General features: G+C 29.1%; 16 protein-coding genes, 4 tRNA genes and 1 pseudogene. 4 read left to right on the forward strand and 17 right to left on the reverse strand.

Annotated elements, in window-relative coordinates:
- Positions 1 to 24: 24 nt before the first annotated feature.
- The 12 genes and pseudogenes from QMG63_RS01340 to QMG63_RS01395 form a co-directional block, all read right to left on the reverse strand.
- On the reverse strand, positions 25 to 174 hold the full coding sequence (locus QMG63_RS01340; RefSeq protein ID WP_281861037.1) for a hypothetical protein: 150 nt from the start codon (positions 172 to 174) through the stop codon (positions 25 to 27).
- A 34-nt stretch (positions 175 to 208) separates the two neighbouring features.
- Positions 209 to 2,614: an endopeptidase La gene (gene lon, locus QMG63_RS01345; protein WP_281862072.1), complete on the reverse strand. Its 2,406-nt coding sequence runs from the start codon at positions 2,612 to 2,614 to the stop codon at positions 209 to 211.
- Positions 2,589 to 3,875 carry an ATP-dependent protease ATP-binding subunit ClpX gene (gene clpX, locus QMG63_RS01350; protein WP_281861039.1) on the reverse strand — a complete coding sequence of 429 codons (1,287 nt, stop codon included), beginning with the start codon at positions 3,873 to 3,875 and terminating at the stop codon, positions 2,589 to 2,591. The genes lon and clpX overlap by 26 nt, the downstream gene beginning before the upstream one ends.
- A 23-nt stretch (positions 3,876 to 3,898) precedes the next feature.
- Entirely contained in the window at positions 3,899 to 4,483 is a 585-nt protein-coding gene (clpP, locus tag QMG63_RS01355) for an ATP-dependent Clp endopeptidase proteolytic subunit ClpP (RefSeq protein ID WP_281862074.1), read from the reverse strand.
- Positions 4,484 to 4,497: 14 nt separating this feature from the next.
- Positions 4,498 to 5,844, reverse strand: coding sequence for a trigger factor (tig, locus tag QMG63_RS01360; RefSeq protein ID WP_281861041.1), 1,347 nt, complete (start codon positions 5,842 to 5,844; stop codon positions 4,498 to 4,500).
- Positions 5,845 to 5,892: 48 nt separating this feature from the next.
- Positions 5,893 to 5,964: transfer RNA gene (locus QMG63_RS01365), tRNA-Gly, on the reverse strand.
- 6 nt (positions 5,965 to 5,970) lie between these two features.
- Positions 5,971 to 6,051: transfer RNA gene (locus QMG63_RS01370), tRNA-Leu, on the reverse strand.
- 57 nt (positions 6,052 to 6,108) lie between these two features.
- A tRNA-Arg gene (locus tag QMG63_RS01375) sits at positions 6,109 to 6,182 on the reverse strand.
- 18 nt (positions 6,183 to 6,200) lie between these two features.
- Positions 6,201 to 6,274 (reverse strand) — tRNA-His (locus tag QMG63_RS01380).
- Between the two features lie 102 nt (positions 6,275 to 6,376).
- Positions 6,377 to 7,798, reverse strand: coding sequence for a beta-Ala-His dipeptidase (pepD, locus tag QMG63_RS01385; protein WP_281861044.1), 1,422 nt, complete (start codon positions 7,796 to 7,798; stop codon positions 6,377 to 6,379).
- Positions 7,799 to 8,073: 275 nt separating this feature from the next.
- Entirely contained in the window at positions 8,074 to 8,565 is a 492-nt protein-coding gene (locus QMG63_RS01390) for a chemotaxis protein CheD (RefSeq protein WP_281861046.1), read from the reverse strand.
- A gap of 254 nt (positions 8,566 to 8,819) precedes the next feature.
- Positions 8,820 to 9,765 (reverse strand): annotated as a pseudogene (locus QMG63_RS01395) (D-alanyl-D-alanine carboxypeptidase family protein); the annotation flags it as partial.
- An 84-nt stretch (positions 9,766 to 9,849) separates the two neighbouring features.
- Here QMG63_RS01395 and QMG63_RS01400 point away from each other — a divergent pair.
- On the forward strand, positions 9,850 to 11,352 hold the full coding sequence (locus QMG63_RS01400) for a lactate permease LctP family transporter (protein WP_281861050.1): 1,503 nt from the start codon (positions 9,850 to 9,852) through the stop codon (positions 11,350 to 11,352).
- A 203-nt stretch (positions 11,353 to 11,555) separates the two neighbouring features.
- Entirely contained in the window at positions 11,556 to 13,340 is a 1,785-nt protein-coding gene (locus tag QMG63_RS01405; RefSeq protein ID WP_281861052.1) for an integrin-binding adhesin P66 family protein, read from the forward strand.
- Between the two features lie 103 nt (positions 13,341 to 13,443).
- Here the strand turns inward: QMG63_RS01405 and QMG63_RS01410 are convergent, their stop codons facing one another.
- Genes QMG63_RS01410 through QMG63_RS01425 form a run of 4 tightly spaced genes read right to left on the reverse strand, consistent with a single transcriptional unit; the run spans position 13,444 to position 18,462 of the window.
- The gene (locus QMG63_RS01410) at positions 13,444 to 14,193 is read right to left on the reverse strand and encodes a J domain-containing protein (RefSeq protein ID WP_281861054.1); all 750 of its coding nucleotides are present in this window, start codon (positions 14,191 to 14,193) and stop codon (positions 13,444 to 13,446) included.
- 26 nt (positions 14,194 to 14,219) lie between these two features.
- Positions 14,220 to 15,473: a serine hydroxymethyltransferase gene (gene glyA, locus QMG63_RS01415; protein ID WP_281861056.1), complete on the reverse strand. Its 1,254-nt coding sequence runs from the start codon at positions 15,471 to 15,473 to the stop codon at positions 14,220 to 14,222.
- Positions 15,463 to 17,013 carry an IPT/TIG domain-containing protein gene (locus QMG63_RS01420; RefSeq protein ID WP_281861058.1) on the reverse strand — a complete coding sequence of 517 codons (1,551 nt, stop codon included), beginning with the start codon at positions 17,011 to 17,013 and terminating at the stop codon, positions 15,463 to 15,465. Before QMG63_RS01420 ends, glyA begins: the two co-directional genes overlap by 11 nt.
- A 3-nt stretch (positions 17,014 to 17,016) precedes the next feature.
- Positions 17,017 to 18,462: a cysteine--tRNA ligase gene (locus QMG63_RS01425; protein WP_281861060.1), complete on the reverse strand. Its 1,446-nt coding sequence runs from the start codon at positions 18,460 to 18,462 to the stop codon at positions 17,017 to 17,019.
- Between the two features lie 200 nt (positions 18,463 to 18,662).
- On the opposite strand from QMG63_RS01425, the gene murB reads away from it, so the two are divergent.
- Positions 18,663 to 19,580 (forward strand): UDP-N-acetylmuramate dehydrogenase, encoded by a 918-nt coding sequence (gene murB, locus QMG63_RS01430; RefSeq protein WP_281861062.1) that lies wholly within the window; start codon positions 18,663 to 18,665, stop codon positions 19,578 to 19,580.
- A 1-nt stretch (position 19,581) separates the two neighbouring features.
- Here murB and QMG63_RS01435 read toward each other — a convergent pair whose 3' ends face one another.
- Complete coding sequence (locus QMG63_RS01435; RefSeq protein WP_281861063.1) at positions 19,582 to 21,780, reverse strand: methyl-accepting chemotaxis protein; 2,199 nt, start codon at positions 21,778 to 21,780, stop codon at positions 19,582 to 19,584.
- A 209-nt stretch (positions 21,781 to 21,989) separates the two neighbouring features.
- Between QMG63_RS01435 and QMG63_RS01440 the strand changes: the two genes are divergently transcribed.
- Positions 21,990 to 24,209 carry a methyl-accepting chemotaxis protein gene (locus tag QMG63_RS01440; RefSeq protein ID WP_281861065.1) on the forward strand — a complete coding sequence of 740 codons (2,220 nt, stop codon included), beginning with the start codon at positions 21,990 to 21,992 and terminating at the stop codon, positions 24,207 to 24,209.
- The last annotated feature ends 14 nt before the right edge of the window (positions 24,210 to 24,223 follow it).

Raw genomic sequence — 24,223 nt, forward strand, 5'->3', positions numbered from 1 at the left:
TATGGATAATAACCATGCCACTTACTACTTACTTTTCTTTTTCTTCTTAGTAAAATTTTTCCCAAAATTGCCATTTGCAAAAGATGAAAAGTTATTGTTAATTTTATTTTTAACATAACCTTGAGAATTAAATGATGCCCTGTTACCTGAGGGTTTTCTAACTCCATCTTTCATGTTTCCTCCTTAATAAATTCTAACACATAAAACTCTAAATAATATTTAAATAGTTAAATACCTCTCCCAAATTAGACACATATTTAACATCAATATTGGCCTTAATATCTTCTGGAAGATTAACATAATCTTTCTCATTATCCTTTGGAATAATAATTTTATTTATACCATTCCTATAAGCTGCAAGCACCTTCTCCTTAATGCCTCCCACAGGAAGAATTGAACCTTTAAGAGTAACCTCCCCCGTCATAGCAAGATCTAAAGGCACTCTCTTATCAGATAGCACAGAAGCTATGGCTGTTGCAATAGTAATTCCAGCAGAAGGCCCATCTTTCGGTGTAGCTCCTTCTGGAAAATGAAGATGAATTTCAGGAATTTCATTTATATCAAAATTAAGCTCATAAGAATAAGTTTTTACAACAGAATAAGCCAATTGTGCACTTTCCTTCATAACATTCCCAAGACTACCTGTTAAAATAATATCACCTTTCTTATCAAACTTAATAGCTTCGACAGGAAGTACAGAGCCCCCATAACTTGTCCAAGCAAGACCATAAACAAATCCAGGAGAGTCAATCCTAATTAAATTAAACTTATATTTACAATTTACATAAAAATGAAAATTATTCATATTAATTATTTTGTAAATACCAGGAACATCAGGATCATGAGTAAAGAGTAAATTATTACCATGCATTAAGGAACTTGGAAAATAAAAATTTCCTTTAATTACTTCCTCCCTTGAGTAAACATAAAGTAATTCTCTTACAATCATTCTAAACAAATTAGTCAAAACTCTCTTTAAATTCCTAACTCCAGACTCCATAGTACAGTTCCTAATTATATGTAAAATAACATTATCTTCTATTTTTATATAGATATTATTTAAATAACTATCTTCAATTATATTTGGTATTAAAAAATTTTTCGCAATTTCTAATTTTTCAACACAAGAATATCCTTCTATCTTAATGATCTCCATTCTGTCAAGAAGAGGTCTAGAAATCTCATGAAGAGAATTGGCTGTTGCCACAAATAACACATTAGAAAGATCATAAGGAATTTCTAAATAATGATCAACAAATCTAGAATTTTGCTCAGAATCTAAAACTTCTAAAAGTGCTGCTTCCGGATTTCCCTTATAAGTACTGTTAATCTTATCTATTTCGTCAAGAAGAATTACGGGATTAGATTTTCCAGCCACTTTGATTGCATTAATAAAAACACCAGGAAGAGCTCCAACATAAGACCTTCTATGACCTCTAATTTCTGTTTCATCTCTTAACCCACCAAGGGAAATTTTTGTAAATTTCCTAGAAAGAGACTTAGCAATAGATAAAGCAACAGAAGTTTTTCCAGTACCAGGTGGACCCACAAGACACAAGATAGGTGCTTGAACTTTAGAATTAATATGATAGACGGCTAAAAAATTCATTATTTTTTCTTTAGTTTCATACATACCATAATGAGAATTTTTTAAAATAAGTTCAATCTCTCTTAAAGAATTCTTCATCAAAGTATTTTCATTCCAAGGAAGATCAAGTAACAATTCAACATAATTCCTAAGAATATTAGCATCTGGCGAATTCATATTCATACGAGTCAATCTGGATATTTCCTTTTCAATTCTAGATTTAATATTTTCAGGAATATTTTTCAAGTTTAATCTTTCAAGATAATCAGTCTCATCACTCCCTAATCTTTTCTGAATTTCCTTAATTTGTTCATTTAAAAAATATTCCTTTTGACCCTTATCAAGTTTAGTCTTAACCTTAGCCTTAATATCTTTCTTAAGAATTAAAAGCTCAATCTCAATATTTAGATTTATGATCAATTTTTCTATTCTAAGCTTAACATCTAATTCTTGTAAAAGTTCTACTTTAACTTTATATTCCAAATTCACATTAGAGGCTATAACATCAACAAGCTTAGCTGGACTATCAAAAAAATCGTTATTTTCATCATTGTCTAATTTTTTAACGGGCAAATAAGATCTATAAATATCATACGCTTCTTTTAAGAATTTAGAATAAGTAAAAAGCTCATTATTAAATTCACATTTATTAGATATAAAATCAACCTTTGCTCTAAAGTAATCATTCTTTTTTAAAATGCTTTTGATAATAACTCTGTCCTGAAAGGTTACTAAAATTTTTATCAAAATTTCAGTAACCTTTACAACTTGAATAATCTTTGCATAAACACCAATAGAATATAAATTTTCTAAACTAATTTTGCTACTATCATACGAGTTAAGATCATTAGCACAAAAAAATAAGATCAATCTACCCTCTAACATAGATTGATATATTGCATTAATCGAAATACTATCCTCACAATTAACCCATAAAGTTACATTTGGAAAAAAAACATTCTGCCTTAAAACAATAACTGGAAGATCATCTTTTTTAGAATTAATTAGATTGAGAATTGATTTCATAAAGTTCTTTTGCCCAAGGATTATTAACATGCCTCCCTGTCAAAATTAAGGGCTCAATATTGCTACTTAAAACAGACTCTTTAGTAACAATAACTTTTTTAATTTGCTTAGTTGAAGGTATTTCAAACATTACATCTTTAAGTAATTCTTCTAAAATAGAACGCAAACCTCTAGCACCTGTATTTTTAAGTATGGCTTCTTCTGCAATTGCATCAAGCGCATCTCTTTCAAATAATAGATCAACATTATCCATCTTAAACATATGACAATATTGTTTCACGATAGAATTTTCAGGTTCAATTAATATTTTAATCAAGTCTTCCTTTTCTAACTTTTCAAGATAAGAATGTACAGGAAGCCTACCTAAAAACTCCGGGATGAGTCCAAATTTAACCAAATCTTCCATTTCCAAATATTTTAAAGAATTAACCTCTCCAAAATCTTTTCTACCAGCAGATGAAAATCCAATAGAACTTTTATTAATTCTTTTTTTAATAATATTTTCAAGTCCTACAAAAGCCCCACCACATATAAATAGTATGTTTTGTGTATTGATTTCAATAGTACCCTCATAAGGATGCTTTCTACCACCTTTTGGCGGTACATTTGCAATAGTGCCTTCAATTATTTTTAATAAAGATTGTTGAACACCTTCTCCAGATACATCCCTTGTAATTGAAACATTTTCACCTTTTTTTGCAATCTTATCTATTTCATCTATATAAATGATACCCTTTTCTGCAAAACTCACATCTCCATCAGCAGCATGAATTAGCTTAAGTAAAATATTCTCAACATCTTCTCCCACATATCCAGCCTCAGTAAGCGTTGTAGCATCCGCCATTGCGAATGGAACATTCATCTCAGCTGCTAACTTTTTTGCAAGCAAAGTTTTACCACTACCAGTAGGACCTACAAGCAATATATTAGATTTTTCAAGTTCAATATCATTACTCTTATTACATTTAAATATCCTCTTATAATGATTATAAACAGCAACGGATAATACTTTTTTTGCATCTTCTTGTCCAATAATATACTTATCTAAATGACTTTTAAGTTGTTTAGGAGTTGGAAAACCCTTTGAAGATTTAGGCCTTACAGACTTTTCTGTTTCTTCTTTAAAAAGATTATGACATATTTTAGAACATTCAAAACAAATAGCAACAGATTTTGCTGAAATAATTCGCCCTTCAGCCTCAGCATTAGTACGCCCACAAAAAGAACACCCTTCAATTTTTTGACTTTTGCTTTTTGCCATATTAAATCTCACCCACAATAAAACTAATTTCTTACCAAGATAGCATCAATAATTCCATAATCAAGAGCATCTTTTGGTGTCATAAAATAATCCCGCTCAATATCAAGAGACAATTTTTCCTTAGATACTCCTATCTTATCAGACATAATGTCTATTATTAATCTCTTAAGCCTTATAATCTCATTTGCTTGTATACTAATATCACTAGCTTGACCACCTATTCCACCCCAAGGTTGATGAATCATTATTCTTGAATACGATAATGACTCTCGTTTGCCTATAGCACCTCCTGCAAGCAAAAATGCAGCCATTGAAGCTGCTTGACCAATACAGATCGTTCTTACATCTGGTTTGATATACTGCATAGTATCATAGATCGCAAGTCCTGCGGTAATACTACCTCCAGGAGAATTTATATAAATATAAATATCCTTTTTAGAATCTTCAGACTCTAAGAAAAGAAGTTGAGCAATAACTGTGTCTGCCCTTATATCATTAATTTCACCACTCAAAAAAATTATTCTATCCCTTAACAATCTTGAATATATATCAAAAACACGCTCATAATTTCCAGTATGCTCCACAACAGTAGGAACTAAATTATGCATATATTCTCTTATCATTATTCACCTGTTTTATAATTAATAAAATCTCTAAAGGCAACTTTTTTAAGATTAATTTCCTTCACATTTTTTAAAATTTTATCTTTAACCTTTTGTCTTTTAATTTCATCTTTTAAAATTTCAAGCAAATTTTTCTCTTGATAAAATTTTTTAATCTCTGCAAGTTCTATCTTCGCATTTTTAGCCTGTTTAACAAGCTCATCCTCTAAATCAGAGTCTGTAACCTCTGTCAAATCATTATCTACTATTTTTTGGAAAACTAACTTAGACTTTAAATTCTTAAGTACATTATCCTTAAAAACATCATTAATACCTTCTAACCCTGTAGAAGAATTGTTTAATTGATCAAGACTAATCTTATTTTGATGTGCAAATTCATTTAAAAAATTTTTAAATTCAGCCTCAAACATAGAAGATGGAATCTCTATGTTTAGTTTCTCTGCAATATCAGATAACAATTTTGAAAGTTTAAGAGAGTCACTTTTTTCTTTAATAAGCCTCAACATATTCTCTCTTATATGCTTTTTAAGATCCTCTAATGTATTAAAACTATCCTTAATATCCTTTGCAAAATCATCATCAAGCTTAGGAATATCACGCCTCTTTATATCCTTAATAGTGATCTTTAATCTCCTAAAAGAATTAGCAAGTTCACTAAATTTATAATCCATACCATAATTTTTTTCTACTATTTTCTCTTCATCCTTTTTCATACCAATAATATCATTATCAAATCCATAATAATTATTAGACTCGCCAACAGTAAAAACAAAATCTTGCCTTTTAGTTGTTAAAATTTCACTTAAGGAATCATCAAGTTCCACAAAATCTACTCTAACAATACTGCCTTTCTTAATATCACCACTATCTTCAACAACCATTGCATTTTCATGTTGTAACAATTTAAGCTCTTCCTCCACATCAGAATCAGATACAAAAACTTCTGGGATTTCTACCTCAACATTAGATATATCAGATAGCTCAAATTCAGGATAAACCTCATAAACAACAGTAAATTCAAAATCTTTACTAAAATCTATCTCTAATTTCTCATCTAATATTTTAGGAACAGCATAACCTAATGGTTTATAAGTTGCACTTTTAAAAAATTCTTCTAAGGATTTCTGAATAAGCTTCTCTATAGTAAGAGCTTTTATATTATCAGAATATTTACCTTCAATAATACTAAAAGGAACTTTTCCCATACGAAAACCTTTAACCTTAAGACGAGAAGAATAATCTTGTAAAATCTCGTTGTATTTACTTTTAACAAATTTTTTTGAAATTCTAATAACAGCCTCAACCTTAGAACCGGAAATCAATTTTACATCATTATTTAATATCACACTATTCCTCTAATTCAAATGCATTAATACTAATAATTGCTAAATTCAAGCGAAAGACGGGATTCGAACCCGCGACTTCCACCTTGGCAAGGTGGCACTCTACCCCTGAGTTACTTTCGCATTTCTTGCAGAAGATGGGACTCGAACCCACATGCCTAGGGCACTAGATCCTAAGTCTAGCGTGTCTGCCAATTCCACCACTTCTGCATACCCTAGGTAGTATACAAAACTTAAAAAGCTTTTTCAAGTATAAAACTAACGTTTTACACCCAGCAGGATTCGAACCTGCAACCTTTGGATTCGAAGTCCATTACTCTATCCAATTGAGTTATGGGTGCAGTTTAATCAAAATCAAAGGTGGTTGACGGGATTTGAACCCGCGCTATCCGGAACCACAATCCGGTGCTCTAACCAACTGAGCTACAACCACCACTTATACTCAATTACATGTAAACTTATTTTATAAACATTCAAATAATAAGTCAACTGATGAAATATATACTCAAAATCAAGCAAAACAAAATACAAAATTTTATAAAGTCTCTAAACTTTTCTTCAAAAAATTATAAACTCTAATAGTTGAAGCAATATCAACCTGCTCTCTTGGTGTATGGGGAGAATTGATCCAAGGTCCAATTGTAACTGAATCTATTCCTCCAAATTTTGCAGATATTATTCCAGTCTCAAGACCAGCATGAATCACTACGATTTTAGCCTCTTCCAAATACATATTTTTATACACATTCTTAAGATGGTTTAAAAGTTTACTATTCTCAGCCGGTTTCCAAGAAGAATAATCATAAACTATTTTAAAATTAGCACCTGAGAGACTACTAATAGCCTTTAAATGATTAAAAATATATTCTTTCTCAATATCCAACAAAGACCTTATTGTAAATATAAACTGATATTCATTACCAACCTTTAAAAGACTAGCAAAATTTAGAGAGGTTCTAATAAGTTTTTCACTATAATTTTCAACCTTTTGAACTCCATGCAAAAATGCCATACCCATATTTAAAAGCTTATCTTGATCCATATCATCCAAAACATCCCCAGAAAAATTTACTCTTCTTAAAATAATTTCAAAATCAGAATCAAAAGTATACATCTCTTGCATATGACGTTTAAATGATTTTAATTCTTTTTCTAATAAAACATAATGTTCAGCTTCAATTAATATTAATGCCTTTGACTCTCTAGGAATTGCATTACTCTTATCCCCACCAGATATATAACCAATCTCAAATTCCATATTTGCCCTAAGTGTACTTAAAGCAAAAAACATCAACTTCAAAGAATTTGCTAAATCAATATGAATATCAGCACCAGAATGGCCTCCCTTAAGACCTGTAAACAAAATTTCAACACCTGTTTTTTTTCTATTTTGTCTATATTGTGGCTCAAAGTTAATATGAACAAGTCGAGAACCAGCGCAACCAACTAAAAAATAACCCTCTTCTTCTCCATCAAGGTTAATTAACATCTTTCCACTACATAAATTAGGATCAAGTCCAATAGCACCTATTAACCCTATTTCTTCATCAACAGTAAAGAGAAGTTCCAAAGCAGGATGTTTAAAAGTCAAAGACTCACTCATAATGGCAAGCATCATAGCAACCCCAATCCCATCATCAGCACCAAGAGTAGTGCCTGATGCAATAAAATATCCATTATTTTCAATTATGTTAATAGGATCTTTTTCAAAATCATGCACAACAGATTCATTTTTTTCACAAACCATATCTGTATGAGCTTGCAAAATAATAGGCAACATATTGCTACAGCCATTAGCCTTAATCTCAACTACAATATTACCAATACTATCTTCCTTAAAAGGATATCCAAATTTTTTAGCTTCTTCTTTAATAAAATTACTAATGCCCTTTAAATTTTGTGAACATCTAGGAATTTGAGATATTTCTCTAAAATAACGAATTACAACATTTTCCATCCTATTCCCCTAATAAAACTAAATTTACAATTAATAATCAAATATATTGATTATATGCTACACATAGCATATCTCAAAAAATTAATCTTTCATAAACTAAGAATTAATATAAAACATACCTTCTCTTAAATCTTAACTCTATATAGAAAAAACCACTTAACAGCTATGGCTTTTTTACGCCTAACACCTGAAACAATTAAAAAATCTTATCAACAAAAATAACAGTCTCATACTGAAACTCATGAAATTATTTGCTAAATTAATTTAAGGAAAGATTAAAAAATCTTAGCACCATCTGGATATTCCACAACAACTTTAAAATTTTCAGGAAAAACAAAAATCTTTCTGGACTTAGACTGATCAAAATCTTGTGCTATAACTGGAATACCATATTTGGTTAACGAATTAACGGCAAACTCTGAATTCTCAACACCAACTCTTATTGTTCCTTTGGCCATAAAATTAGCACCTCCAAAAAGTTTAGCCTTAAGATTACTTTTTGATGCCCCATTCTCTATCATAGCATCAATTAACATAGGAATAGCATAAACTCCATACCTACCTTTCTGTAAAACGTTCACCACTGAATCAGATTTCACTAGCACATAATGATTTACTCCTATAAGCCTACGCACCCCATCATAAAGCACAACAGACACACAAGAACCAAGTATTGTAGAAATAACTCTATCATTTGACACAAAAGCTTCACCTGGCACTATTATTGTAACATCTCTTTTCAATTTAAAATTAAAATGATTTAACATAAAACTAATTACTCTCTTAAAAAATTTTTATAAAACACCTATAAATACTATCAAAATTTTTAATTCTTAAACGTAAATAAACAAACAAGTTTAGCACCTCTAACTTAAAAATATCCAAAAATCAATCTTCCCACTACTTCATCATTTCTAAGTGAAGCAACTAACGCTTCTATACTAAACCTAACTTACCAAAGTGTATCTCTTTCAAAAGACATATTCAAAAACTCTTTAAAAAAAAATACCGAACATACCTCATTATAGCTCTTCTCTTCTAATTTTGCCAATAAAAGAAAATTGAGCATAGTTACCAAATCCATATTCAAATAATTTTTGTGCAATTAAGGCACGCTTCCTATCTCCAACATTGTTAACTCCCTTATTAACTCCCAAGACAACTGCTATTAATCTTATATCATCTTTTTTAGCCGTAGCAACTAAATTTAAACCTGACGTTTTAATATAACCAGTCTTTAATCCATCAGCATAAGGATAATTAAATATTAAAACATTTTTATTTTTTTGTTTTAAATTTAACATCTTTAAAGAAGAAGTATTACCCAAATTTTCAGACCTTGGATAAATAAAATCTTTAAGGGAATGTATATCAAGTATAAATTCAAATTCTTCTATATAGGTTCTTGCAAACAATGCCATTTCTAACGCTGTAATCTTATTATCACTGCTATAACCAGATGTATCAACAAAACTCATATTTATAAGTCCCAAGTTTGAAACATTAATATTCATTAAATCAATAAAATCACTTAAATTTTTACCAACTATAAATTCAGCAATCGCAATAGCGGCATCATTACCTGAAGAAATTATAAGACCTTTAAGCAATTCCTCGAAATTCACTTTGTGACCCTCTTCTAAAAACATCAAGGAAGAATCTAAAGGCAGATTATAATACGATGCAGCACTACTAATAGGAACAGTAGTATTTAAATCTATATTTTTTTTCCTTGCCTCAACTAAAGCAGTATAAATAGTAACGAGTTTAGTAAGCGATGCTGGTGGAAAAACTAAACTTGGATTTTTGGAATAAAGAATACATTTGGTATCATAATCAAGCAAAACAACTGATTTAGCATCTTCCGTTATTTTTTTGATCTCAAGCAAATCAATTGAAAAAAGTTCACTAAATACACCTGATAAAATTAAAATTAAAACGTTTAGAATAACAGAGATAATTTTCATAAAGTAACATTATATCATATATTATTGCATAAGAATTTGTTATAAAATTAAATGGTAAATCTAAAAAGGAGCACACATCTTATTATGAATTTTTATGATTTCATTAAAGCCTTAGCACCAATAACACTTATAATCATTGGACTTGGGATAATAAAAAAACCAGCATATTATGTGATACCAATATGCTTAATAGTTACCATTGCAATAAGCTTATTTGATAATAAGTTAGGAATAATTAATACAAGTCTTGCAATATTTGAGGGAACAATAATGGGAATATGGCCAATAATTATTGTAATTATAGCTGCTATTTTCACATATAAAATGGCTGAAAGTCAAAATGATATGAAAATTATAAAAGCCATGTTATCAAACATATCCTCCGATAAACGAATAATAGTTTTACTTGTAGTATGGGGATTTGGTAACTTCTTAGAAGGAGTTGCGGGATACGGAACTGCAGTCGCCATTCCCGTATCAATACTAATGGCAATGGGATTTGAACCATTCTTTGCCTGTCTTATATGTTTAATCATGGATACATCCTCAACTGCCTATGGTTCAGTAGGAATCCCTATAATATCTCTCTCTCAAGCAACAGGATTAGATGTTAATATGTTATCATATGATGTCTCTTTACAACTCATCCTGCCAACTCTTATTATACCATTTGTACTAGTTATGCTTGTAGGAGGAGGAATTAAAGGTCTTAAGGGAGGAATGTTTATCCTCACACTCCTCTCAGGAGCATCAATAGCAATATCTCAAGTTTATGTTTCAAAAACCTTAGGCCCAGAACTTCCCGCAATACTTGGAAGTATACCTGCAATGGCAATAACAATAATTTATTCAAAGCTTTTTGAAAACAAAGATACAATTAATAACAATATAAAAGTATCAGCAATGCAAGGATTCCTTGCATGTCTGCCCTATATTTTAATAGTTTCACTCATAATAATTGTCTCACCACTTTTTTATGGAATAAATAAATATCTATCAAACTTTAAAACCACTCTTTCAATTTATCCAGGAGCAAATCCACTACAATTTAAATGGCTAACCTCACCAGGACCATTAATTATTCTTGCAACAGTAATATCTTACTCAATTAGAGGGGTTCCTATAATTGAACAATTAAAAACATTCGTACTCACAATAAAAAAAATGGCATTATCTTCTTTTGTAATTATCTGCATAGTATCAATATCAAGATTAATGACACATAACGGCATGATAAAAGACCTTGCAGATGGCATATCAACATTAACAGGCAGATTATACCCATTATTTAGCCCATTAATTGGGGCTCTGGGCACTTTCCTTACAGGAAGCGATACTGTTTCAAATGTTTTATTTGGACCATTGCAAACACAAATCGCAGCAAATATTGATGTTAATCCTTACTGGCTTTCAGCCGCAAACACAACAGGAGCAACAGGGGGAAAAATGATCTCACCTCAAAATATTACAATAGCAACAACAACAGCAGGACTCATTGGACAAGAAGGAAAATTACTATCAAAAACTATAACATACGCTATTGGCTATATTTTTATATCGGGAATTTTAGTTTACTTCCTATTATAAATATAAAGAAATGATAAATTTAAATATTTAAATTTAATAAATAAGACTAACAAAGTTACTATGTTAGTCTTATTTTAAAATAATAACTATAAAATACTTGAATTTTTATCTAAGAATTAATATCATTAACACCCAAAGACAAAATACATGTTATTTAAAACTTCTAACGAAGCCCTAAATTTCACAATAAAGGAGATATAAAAGTGAATAAAACAATATTATTATGTATATTTATGTTTTTATTAACCACTGTTACAGTTTTTGCCGTTGATACAGATAAAGATATATCTAAGTCAAACCCATGGAGTCCTAAACTAACATTTGAAAATAGTAGCGAATTTAGATTCGATATGGATGAGTCAATTCCTGGTTTGGAAAATAAAAGTCAGCTAGGAATTAAATTTGTACCATATGAAAAACATAACGAAATAGGAAAACATGATCCTTTCTCAGCTTACATCAAAGTAGAGAATCTCGTATTAAAAGCTAAGGGTAAAAAGGATGCCATACTCAAACTCGATGTAGGAACCATTACAACACAAATCAACATATATGACTTTTACCTTAAAATGGAATCAATGACTGATTTTGATTTTAACCAAGAATCATTATTTAGTTTCGCACCAATGACTAGTATTCAAAGCAAATATTACGGTTTTCCAAGCGATGATTGCGCTACAAGAAGAACAATCCTTGCAAGAAGTACAGCAAAAACAATAGGAACACTTCAGTTTGGATACACTTTTCCACAATTAGAACTTGTGCTTGCAATTGGGGCAACAGGGACAGGAAACAGAAACTACAAAAAAAATGCTAACGATTCCGAAGAAGATAAAAAGAAAAAAGACGAAACTCCTTACAACAATACATATCAAGGTATACTTTACGGAACAAAAGTAAAATGGACACCAATGAAAAATGAATTAGCACAATACAGCTCAGATGTCATTGCAAACATTCCATTTGAATTACACTTTGGACTCTCAGGGGCAATTGGAAACGCAACATTTAATCATTCATCAATAACATACGGACTTAAAGACAAATCTATTGTAGGCTCAGATCTTGTCAGTCCAACTTTATCAAATGCATCTATAATGGCCTCTCTTGGATTTACGTACAAGCTTGGGCTTACAAAAATCAATGACAAAAATACCTATCTTTTAATACAAACCGGCTCTGATATAGGAATAGATCCATTTGCCAGCGATTTTTCTATACTTGGACACATCTCCAAAAAGGCAAATACAGACAACCAAAACCAGTTTAATCCAACAGGAAACAAACTTCAATTTGATAAAAAAAGAAATACCAACTTTGCATTTTCTGTAGGAACAGGTATCGGTTTAGCTTGGAATACAGATGACGGTGAACAAGAATCATGGGCAATTAGCGGTGGTAATTCCTATAATACAAGAATATTTGGTGCACAAGACAAAAAATCCGGAATTGGACTTGGAATTACCTATGGAAAAAACCTATATAAACCTATATCTTCAAACAAAATAATACAGGATATCGCTGCAAAATCATTCCAAACTTTTAATGCCGAAATTTCAACTTACGAAGATAACACAAAAGGAATTATTCCTGGTCTTGGATGGATAGCTTCACTTGGAATTTATGATCTATTAAAAGAACAACCTCAATCAAATGATATAATAACTACTCTTGCAGCAAATACTACTAATACTCAAACAGTTGCATTTACTGATGCTACTAAGATTGGGAGTGCGTTATACATAGATTACGCAATACCTGTAGAATCCATATCACCAACAACACATATAATCCCATATGTAGGTACCCATATTTTAGGCTCACTTAAAGGTCCAGATAAAAGCATATATCTAAAAGCTGGGATAGAATTAGACAATTTAATCAAATTGACCAAAATATCACTTGGATGGGATTCAAACAATATTTTCGCAACAAAAGACCAAGTGGGAAGTGTTTTCTTACAATTTGCAGTGGCTTTTAATGAATAAACAAAAAAAATCGTTTAAAGGATAGATTTCTACTCTTTAAACGATTTACCAAATTTACTTCAAATAATAAAATCCTATTAATCAAATACAACTTAATAGTTAGCTATTTTAAATTTCGCTCTTTGCAGATCTTTTCATAAGCATCTTGAATCTTAATAAATTTTTCATTTGCCTCTCTTTGTTTAATAGGTTCACTTGCAAATCTATCTGGATGGTATTGTATAACCAATTTTTTATAAGCCTTCTTTATGTCATCATCACTAGCATTATATCTTAAACCCAATACTTCATAAGGATTAATAATCTCTATATTAATATTTTTGTAAGCACCATGATTTTCAAAATCAAGCTCAAGAAATGTACTAACATAACGAATAAATTTATCCCCTTCCAAGTTCCCATACCTAGCTAAATTATTAATCTCTTTAAGAACTGAAACAAGCCACACAAAAAGATCTCTATGCTGAAAGTACCCAAGCTTCAGCGTATATAATATTTTGTCTGCATTTCTATTTTGAGTAACAGAAAAATGAAATACATTATAAAGTTCCGTCTTATGTTTTTCGGATAAATTTAAAGAATTAATTATAAAATTAATATAATTTAATTGCTCGCCAGTCATTGACCCCAAAATAGAAATCAATTTGGCCATCAATAAACAAGATAACTTATAAAATTCAAGTTCCCTTGACTTAGAATAAAAGTAATCTCTTGTTGTGTACGTTCTAAATCCACCTAAAATACTGGTGATTATAAAAAAAATAAAAAATATGAAAAATATACTTAAAATAAAAGGACTAAAAATTAAACTAAATAACAATAATAAAAAGAAAATTTGAAACAAATTAAACACCTAAATAAATAAACTGCAAATCAAAATTAGGGCATATTAAAACTACTAATAAATTCTATGACTTCACATTTTATTTTTTTATGCTCATCATAAGACTTAGTCTTTAAAGCCCTAATAATAAAACGAGCAACCTCAATAGAATCATCTCTATTTAAACCTCTTGAAGTAATAGCAGCACCACCAATTCGCATACCCGAAGCTACAGAAGGATTTTTTGAATCAAAAGGAATTGTGTTTTTATTAAGAATAATGTTTACGCCCTCAAGAACTTTCTCAGCATCAGCCCCTGTAATACCTAAAATACCAAGATCAACTAAAAATAAATGATTATCCGTTCCACCACTAACTATTCTAAAACCTTCTGAAACAAAATACTCAGCCATAGCTTTAGTATTCTCTATTACCCTAGAAATATAATCCTTAAATTCACTCATTAAAGCTTCTCCAAAAGCCACTGCTTTACCTGCAATAACATGCATTAAAGGCCCACCTTGGGTTCCTGGGAAAACACAAGAATTAACAGAATTCTCTAGTGTTCTCTCTTTACTATTTAAATTCACTATCATACCAGATTCCTTACCTGCAAGAATTAATCCTCCTCTAGGGCCCCTTAAAGTCTTGTGAGTAGTACTTGTAGTTAAATGTGCAACATCAATAGGAGAGTTATGAAAACCTGTAGCAACAAGACCTGCCGTATGAGCAATATCACACAAAAGATAAGCTGAAACCTCATCCGCTATTTCACGAAATTTTTTAAAATCAATTTCCCTTGAATAAGAAGAAGCACCAGCAATTATTAAATTAGGTCTACATTCTCTAGCTATCCTCCTAACATCATCATAATCAATTATCTCAGAATCCCTTGATACACCATAAGAATATGCATCAAAGAACATTCCAGAAAAACTGACCTTACTACCATGAGTTAAATGACCACCATGAGACAACTCCATTCCAAGAATTTTATCCCCAGGCTTAATAAGTGCCATTATAGCAGCCATATTAGCTTGAGAACCACTATGAGGTTGAACATTTGCATAACTTGCACCAAAAAGCTCTTTTGCTCGAGATATAGCTAAATTTTCAATATCATCAACAACAAAACATCCACCATAATATCTCTTTGAAGGGTAACCTTCGGCATATTTATTAGTCAAAATACTTCCAACAGCCTGTCTTACTCCTAATGACACAAAATTTTCTGAAGCAATTAAGTCAATATTTTCTCTCTCCCTTCTAGCTTCCTTTTCAATTAAATTAAATAAAATACTATCTATCATCAATATTTTCCTCCAAAGTAATCCTATGATTCAGAGAATAATTACTATTTGTCAAGATTTTATATTTCAACAGTACTAAATCAAAATAATCATTAAACAGCAAATCATCATAATCTTCCTTATATCCATACTGGATATAATTCTCTGACATATTCAAAAAATAATTAGAGCTATCTCTAAATAATACCGCATTTATTATATCAAAATAAATAAATCCAATATGCTCTAAAAAAAATTCACACCAAGTATGTTCTTTAAGACTAGACGACCTAGTATCAAAATATAGTCCAACAGCATTTCTTAAAGGTATATTGTTTCGTAAAAACAACAAATTCGTAAGTAAGATTAAATTACCAGCCGAAATCTCCCTCATTTTAATAGACTCATCCAAAGTTAAATCATTATCTATAACCGTAAAATGCAAAACTAAAGCATCAATAATAGATTTTGCCAATTCATAAGCCGAATCTTTGTTGTTTACATTAAAATTAATTGAACTTAAATCAAGTGAATCATAAGATAAATAACGATCTCTCTTATTTAAAACATATGTTTTAAATTCATACATATTACTATCCATATTTACTTTAATATTCTCCAAAGCTTTTCTATCAAAAATATCCAAATCCAATTTACAAGTCTCAACTTCAAATTTGAAATGATATGTATTTGATTTTAGGCTTTTAAAAAATAAATTACCTAAATCCAATATAGCCCCATTATTATCTGCAAACTTAATTTTTTGTCTCTCATTTTCAATTGGATTTAAATAAAAAACATTAAAATTAATGTCATCTGATGTCAAACTAAGCTCCTTACTATAAGCCTGAACGGAATAAATTTCATGAGATATTTTAAAATTTCTAGTTCTCTTTAAATTCCATCTAAAAAAACTTGTATTAAAATTAAAAGGAATTTTATTGCTTTCAACTCCGTCAACCAGCAAAAAAATCTCACCATTAATATGCAAAGTCTTTGGTGGAATAAATTTTATTTCTTCTTCACTCAATTTCAATATATCTCTAGGAAGGACCTTATAAAGTTCATGTTTCGTTTGAATAAATATTTCAACATCAGCAAAATTTGACACTAAATTTTTGCCTCTTAACATAACAGGAACATTTGTCATTAGAACCAACTCATCAGTAGTAAAAAGAAAAGGTTTATTTTTTTTTTCAAGTTTAATTGGAACTTGTCTACTAATTACAAGAAAAAGTTCATTACTAATCCCTCTGTCACTTTTTATAAAAACAAGACCTGAATTGATTTCATCTGTAATTCTAAAAACTATCTTTTCATTACTCCAGCTAACAATACTACTCTTCATTAAATAATGATCATTAATATTAATCTCTCCAATCTTATCACCTAAATTACGTCCTTCAATCACAATTACATTTTCATGCGAAGCAGGCATTGGTGATATTTCATAAATTACAGGCTTTAAATAAAACAAAAATCCAGAAAAAATAAATAAACTTAAAAAGATTAAAAACACTAAGCTTAGAACAAAATATTGATTCTTAAAAAATACTGCCAAAAATTATCCTCTTTTAACCTTAGTCCCTTCTTCAGTATCAATTAATACAAAACCTTTAGAATAAAAATATTCTCTAATCTCATCAGCACGATTAAAATCTTTTCTTATCTTGGCTAACTGTCTCTCTTCTAGCAAAGAACTCATAGTATCATCAATATCTATCCTATCCTTCTCAATTTCTCTAAACACTCCTTCTTTTAAACCAAGAGATAAAACTTCATCAAATTTGAATGTAAGTCTAAGTTTTGATAAAGCACTTAAATTATCATCTTTAACAATATCCCATAACAAGGCTAATGCCTGAGGAATACTTAAATCAAAAGCTATTTTTTCCAAAAAACTATCATAATATCTTTTCTCTAAAACAGATTCAATATTCTCACAATTCTTACTAAGTAATACTAGATCAAATTGATTTAATGAAGAACAAACAGCTGTTAATCTATTAAGCATATTTTTTCTAGCAACCTTGCAAGCTCTCAAATTACTAAATGTAAACTTAAGTTGAGTTCTATAATGTGCAGTTAAACAAAAATATCTAAAATCTAAAGGCGAAAATCCATCAATTTCTAAGTCTTTAATAGTAATAAAATTATTATTTGATTTTGACATCTTTTCATCTTCCATAATCAAAAACTCACCATGAACAAAAATGTCACACCACACTCTATTTAAATAACATTCTGCTATCGCTATTTCATTTATGTGATGAACTCCAATATGATCAACTCCTCCCAAATGGATATCAAGAGTACTCCTAAAACAATCTAAATTCATTGCCGCACATTCTAAATGCCAACTTGGATAACCAAATCCCCAAGGTGAATTCCATTTCATTTCCTGATCTTGATATTTTGAATTCGTAAACCACAAAACAAAATCTGACTTATTCTTTTTTGAAGGATCTACCTCGACTCTAGAAACAGAAGAAACCTCAAAACCATTTAGATTAATACCAGCCATCTGGCCATAACTTTTAAAAAGAGAAGTATCAAAATAAACATTACCATTAACAAAATAAGTAAACCCATTTTGCTCAAGAACTTTAATCACCTCTATCATACTTGTAATATATTCACTTGCAATAAGCACTTTATCAGGACGCACTATATTCAATTTTTCACAATCACAAAAAAAAGCTTCTGTAAAAAACCTGCTAATTTCATAAACCGTAAGGCCTCTCTCTCTTGCAGCCTTAACAACCTTATCTTCTCCCTCATCAACTTCACCTGTTAAATGACCAATATCAGTAATATTCATTGCATAATTAACATTATATTTTAATAACCTTAAGGACTTAATAAGCAGATCTTCAAAAATATATGTTCTAAGATTACCTATATGGGCATAATTATAAACAGTAGGTCCACAAGCATAGACCTTAGTATCACTAAAATTTCTTACTTCAGATAAACTTTTCGTTTTTGTATTATATAATCTAAGAAGCATACACCCCGTGAAAAAATTAACTCTAGAAATTAAAAATGTCACAATAAATTACAATTAACATAATTTCTATATAACTTATTATACAAGTTTATTATATTTAAAACAATCTGACAAATTTAATAATAATTAAAACTACATCTAACTTAAAAAGTTTACTTCAAATTTGAAAAAAATAATAATCCAATATACAATTAGAAAACATGTTAAAAAACATAAATAATTTTCTTGAAAAGATTAATATTAAACCTAAAACAGAAAATCTTGCAAACCACACAACCTATAAAATAGGGGGAATTTCCAAACTATTTTTAACACCTAAAACAATAAAAGACGCAGAACATATATTTAAAGTAGCAATAAAAGAAAAAGTTAAAATATTTATTTTAGGAGGGGGCTCCAATCTGCTAATAAACGACGAAGTAGAAATTGATTTTCCTATAATATATACTGGACACCTAAATAAAATTGAACTTCAAAAAAATCAAATTACTGCTGAATGCGGAACAAATTTTGACGAACTATGTCATTTTGCATTGCAAAATGAATTAAGCGGATTAGAATTCATATACGGACTTCCTGGAACTCTTGGAGGTGCGATTTGGATGAATGCCAAGTGTTTTGGAAATGAAATCTCTGAAATATTAGATCGGGTCACTTTTGTAGATAAAAATGGACAAACTATCTGCAAAAAACTTGAAAAAAGTGAATTTTCATATAAAACTTCTCCTTTTCAAAACAAAAACACTGTAATACTAAAAGCAACCTTAAACTTAACAAAAGGCAATAAAAAACATATTGAAGAAATTATGAAGCAAAACAAACAAAAAAGAATAGATAAAGGACATTATCTCTCTCCAAGTAGCGGGAGTACATTTAAAAATAATAAACAATTTTTAAAACCTACTGGACAAATCATTGAAGAATGCAACTTAAAAGGATTAAACATTGGAGGGGCGGCAGTATCACACTACCACGGTAATTTTATTATCAATAAAAATAATGCCAGCTCTAAAGACATTAAAACACTAATTGAAAAAGTAAAAACTGAGGTTCAAATAAAAACAGGGTTTTTACTTGAAGAAGAAGTGATTTATATAGGATTTAACGACAAAAATTAAATTATATATCCCAAAATTCATTATTAATGTTTTCAACATCATCTTTCATTTTAGCAATTTTTTCTCTACATTCATTAACCAATGATACATGTTCACGTAAAGGTTCTAATGCATCTAAACTCATCTTAGAAACTTCAAATTCACTTAAATCATTATTTAAATTATTAAACTTTCCACTAATAACAAAATAACTATTAAATATCTCCTTACACATGTTCTTAGTATCTTTAATCTTAATATCATAAGATAAATATTTATCTTTAAATTCTTCAATTTCTTTTACATGTTTAGCAAGGGTAATATTAATTCTCTCATGCTGTACAGCATTATTATGAATATTTTCCTGGATGTCAATAAAATCTTTATAAATAGCATCAATCTCTGAACTTACAACTGAAACAGTATTATTAACCATTTTAAGCTCATCTTTAATAGTTGTCGAATATTTTCCAGAATTAATAGCAAGTTTTCTAATCTCCTCTGCAACAACAGCAAAACTCTTACCAGCATCTCCTGCCTTGGCCGCCTCAATGGCTGCATTCATTGCAAGCATATTAGTTTGAGCCGATATTAACACTAAAAGCTTATTTGCACTTTGAAGACTATTAATTTGAGATAAGAGCTCCGAAAAATTTTTATTAACATGCTCAAAAATAGAATTCAATTCAAAAATTTTATTTTTTGCATCATCAATACTTGTAAAATTTGATGCAACAACTTTATTAAAAATCTCTAAATTTTTACCTATTCCATAAAAAGCGTTGGCATTTTCTTCAAATTGAACAGCAATATCCAATATATTCTTATTGTGCTCACTAATTGGATTAGATATTGATTCAAAATCCTTTAAAATATTCACAATTGACTTTTCAAATTTAGAAAAAGCATCTCCTATTTTATCATAAGTAGCAAGACTATTATGCACTTTATCTATATTTTCTTCAGGAATATTTATCTCAGTTAAACATTTTTTTAAGTTTTGTACATAACCCTTAATGCTATCGACAATATTAGTAGTTTTTGAAAAAAAATTATCAAATTCAGCACCAATATAAGAAAAAATAAAAGACTTATATTGAACCTCTAAAATAGGATCAAGACTTAAAATATCCTCTCTTTCCTTTTTATATTTAAGAAACATTTTAAAGTCTCCAATAAAAGGCAAAATGAATCTATTATAAAGATAAAATATAATAAGATAAGCAAAAAATATAAATCCTAAGAAAAATATTGCATTTGATTGAAATTTAAAAGGAAGATAATCCATATTAAAAATAATACCTTGAACCACATTTCCATCAATCTGAGCAGTACTTAAAACATAAGACTTCTTCTTATGTTTTAAAATATCCCTAGAAATATTAGGATTGTCCTTAACATGAGATATGACACTGCTTAAAACACTATTTGCATAATCTTTCGCAAAATTTTCAGTACTTAAATCATTAAGACTCAACAATAAAGGATTAAACTCCCTATCAACCACAAAAAACTCATAATTTTTATTACTAAACTTAAGATAAGAATCAAATTGATTTGCAATATCAATAAATAAATTATCAAAACAAACTAAAAAACAGATTACACCTAAGATTGTAGAAGTATCATTCATAACCGGAATACTTACAACAGAATAGAGTCTATTTCTTATTCTCCTATAACTTGAATAATACGCAATATTCTTCTTTTTAGGAACAAAATAAATCGGATCTTCAATAATATTCTTTATACCTAAAAACGAAAAGTTTTTATTTGAAATCAAAACATTTTGCCCAACAGGAATATAAAAAATTCCTTCTAAAGAATTCTCCTCAAGGGGTATATGCTGAAAAATTTTACTTACCTCATTAAATCCCTTGGAACTTAAAAACAAAGCAATACTTGTATCTAAATCTATGAACCTTAAATCAACACTTGCAATAAAACTATTTGAAATATTATGTAAGACACTTAAAATCTTATCATTCTCAATTAAATTTTTTAAAACACCAACAGCACCATCATATTTATTTTTTATCTTAAAAGCTACATTATTTGAAAAGAGTTTAAAATCAGACTCAACACGCTCTAAATACCCATTTTTATAGTTTAAATAAGCCTGACCTAAAAACAATAAACCAAAGCAAATAAAAACGAAAAGTATAAGATAAAGCAGAAAACTCATATTTTTTAATTTAATATTTAGTAAATCCTCATTCATAAAAAAATTTCTCCAAAATTAAACCCATAAAAACAAATTTTCAAGCTGTGTTAAAATATTACAATATTAATTGTAATATATAAATAACCAACAAATATTCAATAAAATATACATTTTTATTATTCCAATATATGTATATAATTATATAATAAAACATATATAATGCTAGTTAATTATAATGTTTTGTAAAAACTTTTGTGAGGATTCAAATGAAAAAAAATCATTCTAGTTCCACTCTTTTTTATAAATTTAATATTGTTATTGTAATTTATACAATGATTATTGCTACAACCATTTTTTTACTACTAGATCACGGATATAGGAAAATAATAACAAAAGAACTTCAAAGTTTTACAAAATTCGTCAATAATATCATGATAAAAAGCTTCTCTAGGGATACAAGAAATATGTTAATCGCTATTGATGACTTTGTTAAAAGTTATAACCAAAATCTTAATACACAAAAAAGTGAACATTTAAATAATGTAATATCTATCGATCAGTTAAGCTTATTCCCATCCTATATAAAAATAATAGAATACACAAACAAAGACGGCAAAATATTGTATTCAAATGATGAGAGAAGACTAAATACCTACATAAATTTACAAGAAATGAAAACGGATAATAATATAGATAACTATCACACAATTACACTAAACCAAAATTTAACAATAATAAACAATAAATCCTATATACCAATGCTTTACAAGATCTCCCCCCAACAAGATCAAAACGATTTGTATAATACAAGTAATGCAAACATAAAGTCAGAAAAAAATATGAGTATAAATTATGATGGATATGTTGTTTTATATGCAGACATATTAGAACAGATAAAACAACTAAGAAAAAACATATTTATGCTTTTAGAAAGATCTTTATTAGAAAAAGGAAATAAACACAACAGCTCCCATTACTTCAAGATATATGCTATTAACAGTCAAGGAGATATTTTTGGTGAACAAGACGAAGAAACACTTAAACCTATAAAATTATCCTTAAACAGCCTGTTTGAAAACAATTCAAAAATAACAAATACATTACTCAATGCAATAGCTCAAAGAAAAAGTAATTACAATACTAGCTACAACAATAAAATAATCTCATTAACAAGACTTATATCTTCATCTTGGTATTTAGCAATACAAATGAATTATAACAATATATTTTCAAATGAACTTAACAATATTAAATTGATGTCAATATCAACAATAATATTACTCGTAATAATATTTATATTAATCATGATAATTACAATTAAACAACTAATCATATCAAAGATAGAAAAACTTAATAAGATCATTCCAAAAATCAAAGAAGGAGATCTTACAATCAAGATTGAATCAAAAGGAAAAGATTCAATAAGTGCAACAATAAATTATTTCGGGTATTTCATTGAAAATTTAAAGAACGTAATAAACTCACTACAAGGCAGAGTAAAACTATTAAAAGAAAACGGTGATCTACTCTTTAATGAAATAAATAAAGCTTATGATACAATAACAAACTCAAATAAGTACATAGAAAAAACACAAGGGGAAATAGAAAAACAAGTTGAGTTTATTTCAAACACAACAAATACAATTGAGAATTTATCTAAAAACATCGCATCACTTGACAATTCAATTGAAACTCAAGCTGCAAGCGTCGAAGAATCATCCTCAGCTATTGAAGAGATGATAGGAAGTATACAATCAGTCACAGAAATAACACAAAAAGCTGCAAAAAGCACAGAAGAACTTAAAATATTTTCCGACGATGGTAGAAAAAAACAAGAAGAGATTATCATGCAAATTAAAGATATTTACAAAAATTCAACAAGACTACAAGAAGCTAATGCACTAATATCATCCATTGCTAGCCAAACCAATTTACTATCAATGAATGCTGCTATAGAGGCTTCTCATGCAGGAGAAGCTGGAAAAGGTTTTGCAATCGTTGCAGAAGAGATTAAAGATCTTGCAGAACAAGTTACTTCACAATCAGAATCAGTTGCAGCATCAATAAATGAAATAATGGATTCAATCAATAAAACAGTAAAAACATCAGAATTAACAAATAAAACTTTCAATCAAATATTCAACTCAATTAACCTCGTAGTTCAAGTCATAGAAGAAATCAATCACACTATGCAAGAACAATCAATTGGTAGCCAAGAAATTTTAAAAGCTTTAAATACAATGAGAGAAATAACATATGAAGTAAAAATAGGTTCAAATGAAATGTTTAGAGGAAATAAAGAGATAATTAATACAGTTTTTGTTTTAGAAGAAATTAATGTCACAGTTTCAAATTCAATGAAAGGACTAAAAGAAGAAATCAAAAAACTAATAGAAGCTGTTGAAAGCATCAAAACTTTTGGAACAACAAATTCAAATCACATTACAGAAATTAACACAGATACAAATCAATTTAAAACAAAATAGCTAAAGGTAAATCT

It is taken from the genome of Candidatus Borrelia fainii (genome assembly GCF_027925085.1).
Taxonomy (GTDB): Bacteria; Spirochaetota; Spirochaetia; order Borreliales; family Borreliaceae; genus Borrelia; species Borrelia turicatae.